General features: G+C 63.9%; 4 protein-coding genes and 1 pseudogene. All 5 read left to right on the top strand.

Annotated elements, in window-relative coordinates; translation table 11 throughout:
- Positions 1 to 2,349, top strand: a pseudogene (locus tag VG320_RS15460) (hypothetical protein); the annotation flags it as partial.
- Entirely contained in the window at positions 2,346 to 3,992 is a 1,647-nt protein-coding gene (locus tag VG320_RS15455) for a TolC family protein (protein ID WP_327200966.1), read from the top strand. The pseudogene VG320_RS15460 and the gene VG320_RS15455, both read left to right, overlap by 4 nt.
- Positions 3,989 to 4,783 carry an efflux RND transporter periplasmic adaptor subunit gene (locus tag VG320_RS15450; protein ID WP_327200965.1) on the top strand — a complete coding sequence of 265 codons (795 nt, stop codon included), beginning with the start codon at positions 3,989 to 3,991 and terminating at the stop codon, positions 4,781 to 4,783. The genes VG320_RS15455 and VG320_RS15450 overlap by 4 nt, the downstream gene beginning before the upstream one ends.
- A gap of 19 nt (positions 4,784 to 4,802) precedes the next feature.
- Complete coding sequence (locus VG320_RS15445) at positions 4,803 to 6,269, top strand: efflux RND transporter periplasmic adaptor subunit (RefSeq protein WP_327200968.1); 1,467 nt, start codon at positions 4,803 to 4,805, stop codon at positions 6,267 to 6,269.
- 16 nt (positions 6,270 to 6,285) lie between these two features.
- Positions 6,286 to 8,400 (top strand): HlyD family efflux transporter periplasmic adaptor subunit, encoded by a 2,115-nt coding sequence (locus VG320_RS15440; RefSeq protein ID WP_327200964.1) that lies wholly within the window; start codon positions 6,286 to 6,288, stop codon positions 8,398 to 8,400.
- Positions 8,401 to 8,537: the final 137 nt, after the last annotated feature.

Genomic DNA, 8,537 nt, shown 5'->3' with positions numbered 1-8,537 from the left:
ACGATGGGCGACATCACGGCGAGCTATAACGCTTCGACGGGTACGCTCACGCTTACTTCAGTTGGCGCATCGGCGACGCTCGCGCAATGGCAGGCTGCACTGCGTTCAGTGACGTACACCGACATGGCCGTTACGCCCGATACGACTGCACGCACGATCAGCTTTAGCGTAAACGACGGTGAGAAAACGAGCGTGGCAATCACGCGAACCGTAACCGTGACAGACACGGATCAAACGCCGATCCTGTCGAGCGGTAATTCAGGCACCAGCGCTTCGTTTGTTTCCGCAGACAATGCGGTTTCGACTCCGGTGGTGATCGACAACGGCATTTCGGTAAGCGACCTCGACAACGCGACGTTGTCCTCGGCGACGGTGCAGATTGGCGCAGGTTTCCATGCTGGCGAAGATGTGCTCGCGTTCACCAACGACAGCGCGACGACGGGCAACATCACGGCGAGCTATAACGCTTCGACGGGTACGCTCACGCTTACTTCGGCTGGCGCATCGGCGACGCTCGCACAATGGCAAGCTGCACTGCGTTCAGTCACTTACACCGACACGGCCGTCACGCCCGATACAACCGCACGCACGATCGGTTTCAGCGTCAACGACGGCACGAAAACGAGCACGGCGATCACGCGCACCGTAACCGTGACAGACACGGATCAAACGCCGATCCTGTCGAGCGGTAATTCAGGCACCAGCGCTTCGTTTGTTTCCGCAGACAATGCAGTCTCGACGCCGGTGGTGATCGACAACGGCATTTCGGTAAGCGACCTCGACAACACGACGTTGTCTTCGGCGACGGTGCAGATTGGCGCGGGTTTCCATGCTGGCGAGGATGTGCTCGCGTTCGCCAACGACGGCGCGACGATGGGCAACATCACGGCGAGCTACGACGCTTCGACAGGCACGCTCACACTTGCATCAGCCGGCGCAACAGCGACCCTCGTGCAATGGCAGGCCGCCTTGCGCGCCGTGACTTATACCGACACGGCAGCAGTGCCCGACATCACGCAGCGCACGATCAGCTTCAGCGTCAACGACGGCACGAAAACAAGCACGGCGATCTCGCGTCCGGTCGATATTACCGCCACGCATCAAACGCTGGTAGTCAGCGTAGGCGATGGCCCAACGCTTACGTACACGGCGAGCGGCGACAAGACTTCCATGCTCAACATCGGCTCGGGCGTCACGCTCACTGATGCGAACGCAACGCCGCCCACTTCCGCGAGCGTCGCGTTCACGGGCAGCTACGACTCGCAACATGATCTGCTGGTCTTCATACCCAGCGCCGCGACCGGCGATATCTCCGGCAGCTACGATGCCTCAACGGGCGTGCTCAAGCTCAGCTCAGCCAGCGGCACGGCGACGCTCGCGCAATGGCAGGCAGCGCTGGGCAGCATCGGCTATCGCGACATGCAGGCGGAGCATCACGACAGCACGCGCACGATCGCCTTCACGGTGAGCGATGGCACATCCACGAGCGCGAGCGCGACGCGCACGCTGCAGATCGCGGGCGTGCCCGATCCGGTCGGCACGCCTATCCTGCCGCCCGCCCCGGTTGTGACGCCGCTGCCCGCGCACAGCGCGCCGCCCGCGTTCAATACGCCGTCCACGAATCCGCTGATCGTCAATGACGGCGCTGGCAGGAATGATGGCGTGTCGAATCCGCTCATCGTGCTCGACACGTTCGTAGCGGCGCCCGACGTCGGCTCGATCGTGCTGCCGACCAGCTACACGTTCACGCCCGACGGCGTGCATGGCCGCTCGCTAGGCAATACCCATGTCGATGCGCTCGATTCGATTGTGCCGCCCGTTGTCAACGAGGGCGCCGAAGCCGCACAGTCGTTGCCAACGCAACTAGTACAGGCGCTGAGTCACGACGATGGCTCATTCTCGCTTTCGCTGATGGCGATGTCGGCTACCCGTCATGGCGCGAATGCGGTCGATACCACTTCGGTCACGCAGGCCGACGGCGAACCGCTTCCTTCCTGGCTGCATTACGACGCGGCCAGCGGCGAATTGAGCGGGGTGCCCCCCAGGGGCGTGCACGAGGTGCGCGTGATATTGACGGTACGCGATGCGTTTGGCCACGTCTCGCGCCGCGAAGTGGTGGTTGCGATCGACGCGCACAACGCGCGCGACGCACAGACAGACAAATCCACCTCCACGCCCGCGCATAAGGGGCAAACCGCTAAACCCGCACCGCACGCGTCGACGGCCAAGCCGTCGCTCGCGGCGCAATTCGCGAGCGCCCATGCGGCGCTGCATGTCTCGCATGGGCCGACTGCTGTCCACGATTCCGGGCCCGATACAACACGAAGCGCGCCGGGACTGAACGCATGAGCGCGCGGCCATTCACCGATTTTTTATCCTCAGAGAAGAGATCAACCGTCGTGAAATCCCTGTCGCTTGCGGTGCGCGCACCGCGCCCCACGCTGGTCGCGTTGTCCGTCGCCATGTTGTGGTTGTCCGGCTGCGCGATCAAGCCCACGCCGTTCACCGACGCCGAGCGCGCCCAGACTGCGCAGGCCGATCGCACGTCGATGTTCGCGAACCAGCAGCCCGTGTCCGGACCGATCTCGCTGGACGAGGCGATGGCGCGTGCCATCCGCTACAACCTCGATCATCGTCTGAAGATGATGGAAGAGGCGCTCGCGCAGCATCAGCTCGATCTGTCGAATTTCGACCTGCTGCCCAGGCTCACGGCGCAGGCCGGTTATACGAATCGCAATCATCCGCTTGCGTCGTCCTCGCAAGGTCTTTATACGAATGAGCAGTCGCTGATTCCGTCTTATTCGACCGATCAGAACGATCGCACGGCCGATCTCACGCTGTCGTGGAATCTGTTGGATTTCGGCGTGAGTTATTACGAAGCGAAGGAGCAGGCCGACCGCGTGCTCGTGCTCGAACAGCGCCGCCGCAAGGTCGTGCAGTTGATGATGCAACAGGTGCGCGAAGCGTATTGGCAGGCAGTGGGCGCGCAGCGTCTACGCGATCGCATCGGGCCGCTGCTCGATCAGGCGCACGCGGCGCTCGACGATTCGCGCGCGGCGCAGCAGCAGGGCCTGCGCTCGCCGATCGACACGCTTAACTATCAGCATGCGCTGCTCGATCTGATGCGCCAGCTCGAAGCCGTGCGTGATCAGCTTGAAGAAGCCAAGCCGCGTCTTGCATCGCTGATGAATCTGGAGCCCGGCAAGGACTACACGCTGGCCGCGACCGAAGCGTTCGCAGTGCCGCAATTCGATATGGCCATGCCGCAGATGGAAGACATGGCGCTGCAACGCCGCCCCGAACTGGTGGAGGCGGGCTATAACGAGCGCATCAGCGTCAACGAAACCCATAAGGCGATGGCGAAAATGTTGCCGGGCGTCGAGCTGGAGATCGGCGGCCACTACGACAGCAATAGTTTTCTGGTCTATAACGCGTGGCGCGCGGCAGGCATCAGCGTGAGCTGGAATCTGCTGAATCTGCTCAACTACAAGGCGATTCATGGCACGGCGCAAGCGCAGCTCGACGTCGCGAAGACGCAGCGCATGGCGCTGAGCATGGCGGTGCTCACTCAGGTTCACGTAGCGCGCAGCGAGCTGGGCGCGAAGGAGCGGCAGTTCACGCTGCTCAAGCAACTCAACGACGTCGATCAGCAGATTCTCCAGCATACGCACAACGCGACGCAGGCGAACGCGCAAGGCAAGCTTGAGGAAATTCGAGTGGCGACCGGCGCGATGATGTCCGAGTTGCGCCTTTATCAGAGCTATGGCGAGCTTGAAAGCGCTTATGGGCAGATGCTCGCGACGCTGGGCCTCGACCCGGTGCCTGACAGTGTGCATGCACACGACATCGCGTCGCTCAAGCAATCGATCGCCGACGAGCAGAAGCGTTGGGATCTGCTCGCGCACGGCGGCTTGCCGGACGTGACACAGCCGGGTCCCACGACCACAGCAGCGACCGCCGCCGCAGCGGCAGCAGGAGTTTCGCAGCAATGAAGCAGTTTGCAATTCGCAAGGCGGTAGTGATGGGCGTCGCGTTGTTCGCGGCATCGTCTGTATGGGCCGCGCAGAACGCTGCTTCGGCGGCTCCTCAATCCACGCTTGCGGCCGCGCCCGCAGACGGTGCGGACGGCAAGATACGCATCCAGCTCGTCTCGCGCGATCAGGTCGATGTGTCGAGCGAAATCTCCGCGAAGATCGCTTCCCTGCCGTTTCGCGACGGGGACGCTTTCCGCGCGGGGCAGACGCTCGTGTCGCTCGACTGTTCGCTCTACAGCGCGCAGTTGCGCAAGGCGCAGGCCGACTCGGACGGGGCTCGCGATCTGCTCGACGTGAACCGCAAGCTCGTTGCGCTGCATTCGGTAGGCGAGCTTGAAGTTCAGCAGGCCGAAGCAAAACACAAGGCGAGCGCCGCCGAAGTTGCCTATATGCAGGCCACGGTGCACAAATGCACGATCGCGGCACCGTTCGATGGCCGCGTGTCGAAGCGCAGTGCGGCGCCCCAGCAGTTCGCGGAAGCGGGCAAGCCGCTGTTGACCATCGTCGATACGAGCCATCTCGAACTCAAGATGATCGTGCCGTCGAAATGGCTCATGTGGCTCAAGCCGGGCCATACGCTGAGCGTGCAGGTGGACGAGGTGGGCAAGACCTATCCGGCGAAGGTGGCGCGCATCGGCGCGCGTGTCGATCCGGTGACGCAGACCGTGGATGTGACTGCTGCACTGAGCGGCAACGCACCCGACCTCCTGCCGGGCATGAGCGGCTGGGCCACGTTTACGGCGCACTGAGATCATGAGCGAGTCGGGCATGCCCAACGGCGCGGGGCAAAGCGCCGGACAGAACGCAGCGCAAAACGGTGCGCCGCATGTGCGCATCGACGGGCAGCAACTCGCCGTGCTGTGGCAGCTTGGTGCGCGGGCGCGCGCCGCCGGCAGCGAGGCGACGCTTGGCTTTACGATCGTCAACGAGACGCTGGCACTGTTGCCGTACCGGCAGGCGGCGTGGTGGCGCGGCAGCGCATCCGGCGCCATCGCGGCGGTTTCCGGCTTGCCGCAGAGCGACGCCAACGCGCCCTACGTGCAGTGGCTCGCGGCGCTCTGCAAGAGCCTCGCGCGCACGGCGCCGGTGGCACCCGATGCGCAGACCGCCGCACGCGTGGAAGGGCAGCCCGCGCCCGTGCTGCCCGCACGCCCGCAGGTGCGCACGTTTACCGCCGACGATCTGCGCGCCGACGCTGCGCATGTTGCCGACGACTGGCAAGCCTGGTGGCCCGCGCACGGCATCTGGCTGCCGCTGACGGGCCGCGCCGGACGCGCGCTCGGTGGCGTGGTGTTTGCGCGCGACGAAGCCTGGAGCGCCACCGATTGCGCACTGCTCGAAGAGTTGGGCCTGGTATGGGGGCACGCGCTTGACGCGTTTGCGCCGCACGCCTCATGGCTCGATCGCGCGCGTGCGGTTCTGAAACCGGGGCGCACGCAGCGACGCGTGCTGGTCGCGCTTGCGCTGGCCTGCATGATTCCCCTGCGCCTGACCGTGCTTGCGCCCGCCGAGGTCACGCCGAGGGATCCGTTCGTGGTGCGCGCGCCGCTTGACGGCGTGATCGACCGGCTCTACGTACAGCCGAACCAGCCAGTGCAGCGCGGCACGCCGCTGCTTGGTCTCGACGCCACCACGCTGCAATCGCGCTATGCGGTTGCACGCAAGGACTTCGACACGGCCCAGGAAGAATTCAGGCAGACGGCACAGCTTGCCGTCACCGACGACCGCACGCGCCTCGATATGGCTGAACGCAAAGGCAAGCTGGATCAAAGCCAGGTGGCGCTCGACTACACCGCGCAGCAACTGGCGCGTGTGAAAGTGAACGCGTCGCGTGATGGTGTAGCAGTCTTTAGTGATCCGAATGAATGGACCGGAAAGGCGGTTTCGGTGGGAGAGCGCATTCTGCTGATCGCTGATCCAGCGCATGTGGAACTGACCGCGTGGCTGCCGGTCGCCGACAACATCGACGTGAAACCCGGCGCCACGCTCACGCTTTATCCGAAGAGTTCGCCGCTGGCGAGCTACGAAGCACGCATCGATTCTGTCGCGTATCACGCCGAACCGACGCCCGATGGCGTGCTGGCCTATCGCGTGCGCGCGAGCTTCGCGAGCGGCGAGGCGAATGCGCCGCTCGGCGCAATGGGCACGGCGCGCATCCACGGCGCGTGGGTGCCGGCCATTTACTACGTGCTGCGCCGTCCGCTGGCGCTCGCGCGCCAATGGCTTGGCTGGTGAAGGCGGGTATCGCATCATGTCCCGACTTCCGCAATTGCGCCAGGAACTGACGCTCACGCGCGGCGCACCCACGCCAGAAGGCGCGCCGACCTGGATGCTTCACGACCCCGCGGCGAACCGCTTCTTCCAGATCGGCTGGCCCGCGTTCGAACTGCTCGCGCGCTGGAGCCTCGACGACGCGCGCGCGATCGTCGACAGCGTGAACCGCGATACCACGCTCACGGTGACGCTCGACGACATGGAGATGCTGCTGCGCATGCTGCGCCAGCAGAATCTGCTGATCTCGTCTGGCGCGCACGACACCGCACGCCTGCAACAACACGCCGACGCGCAGCACAGCTCGCGCGCGATGTGGCTGCTCAAGCACTACCTGATGATCCGCATTCCGCTCTGGCATCCGATGCCGTTTCTGCGCCGTGCGGCGCGCTATGCCGCTTTTGCGTACCGGCCCGCGTTCTGGCTGGCGGTGGCGGCGTGCGCGCTGGTGGGACTGGTTCTGGTGTCGCGGCGCTGGGACGAATTCCTGCATACCTTCCACGGCTATGCGGACTGGCGCGGGCTGATTGGCGTGGGCGTGGCGCTGGGTTGCGCGAAGGTGCTGCACGAGTTCGCACATGCCTTCACAGCGCAGCGCTATGGCTGCCGTGTGCCGACGATGGGCGTTGCGCTGCTCGTGATGATGCCGGTGCTGTACACCGATACCACCGAGGCGTGGAAAGTGCCGCAACGCCAGCATCGTCTGTGGATTGGCGCGGCGGGCATGCTCAGCGAAATCGCGCTGGCGGCTATTGCGACGCTGACATGGAGTGTATTACCCGACGGACCGCTGCGTGCGGGGGCGTTTCTGCTTGCGACCACGACGTGGATCGCCACGCTCGCGATCAATGCGAGTCCTTTCATGCGTTTCGACGGCTATTTTCTGCTATCGGACTGGCTCGATATGCCTAACCTGCATGACCGCGCCTTTGCGCTTGGCCGCTGGTGGCTGCGCGAGTGGCTGTTCGGACTCGGCGATCCGCAGCCGGAGCCTTGCACGGTTTCGCGGCGGCGATTTCTGATTGGCTTCTCGTTTGCGACCTGGCTTTATCGGCTGATTGTGTTTATGTCGATCGCACTCGTGGTTTATCACGCGTTTTTCAAACTGCTGGGGATGCTGCTCTTTTGTGTGGAATTCGGCTGGTTTATCGTGCGCCCCGTCTGGCGCGAAGCGGCTGTAACGTGGAGGCGGCGTGCCGAGTTGCGTTGGGGGCGCGAGACGCGGCGTAGTGCGGCGATCGGCGTCTTCCTGCTGGGCTTTTTCGTGCTGCCGTGGCATGCGGGTGTGAGTGCTCCGGCGGTACTTGGGCCGCAGCGCGCGCAAGGTGTTTATACGGTGGAGCCGGGTTATCTCGATGCGTCTGTGCCGCCTGTGCGAGACGGTGCACGTGTGCGTGCAGGCGATACGCTGGCGGTTCTGGTTTCGCCGGATCTGGACTACAAGCTCAAGGCTGCGCGGGCCGATGAGGCGCTTTTACGCTGGGAAGTGGAGCAGCAGCCTTTCGATGAGCGTTTGCAGCAGCAGGGCAGTGCGCTTGCGCGGAGGTGGGATGCAGCGCGTCAGACCGTGGCGGGATTGCAGGCTGAGATCGCATTGTTGACCTTGCGGGCGCCGTTTGATGGGATTGTTCAGGAGGCGGGAGATCCGCCCGCGCGCGGGGCGTGGCTTGGGCGCGGCGAGCGTGTTTATGATGTGATTGCGCCGGTTGGCGTGAAGGGCGATGCGTTTGTTGGCGAGAACGATGTCGCGCGGTTGAAGGCTGGGCAAAAGGCCGTGTTTGTGGCGAGCGTCGCTGAGATGGGATCGCGGGTTTGCCGTGTTGAGGCCGTGGATAAGGTGAATCTGGCTACGCTTGATGAGCCTTCTGTGGCGAGTACTTATGGTGGGCCGATTCCGGCTGAGCAGGACCCGAAGACGCATCGGCTTGTGCCTTTGCAGGCTACCTGGCAGGTGAGGTTGGGGAGCTGCGATGGCGCTGATGGAATTGCGCGGGAGGTGAGTGGGACCGTGCAGCTTGATGCAGGGCGGGGGAGTTTGATTGGACGTGGGTTTGGGTTTTTGGTGGCTGTTTTGCAGAGGGAAGTGGGTTTTTGAGTTTTTTTTGGTTCGATGGGGGTTGGTATTTTCTTGTGAGCGTGTCGGTCTATTAGCGTTGCCCCTGTGCGGGGCGGCACCTACTTTTCTTTGCAGCGGCAAAGAAAAGTAGGCAAAAGAAAGCCGCTCAAACCGCC

The organism is Paraburkholderia sp. (assembly GCF_035948235.1).
Lineage (GTDB): Bacteria > Pseudomonadota > Gammaproteobacteria > Burkholderiales > Burkholderiaceae > Paraburkholderia.
Note: the sequence above shows the minus strand (reverse complement) of the source record. Positions and strands in the feature narration are given on the sequence as shown.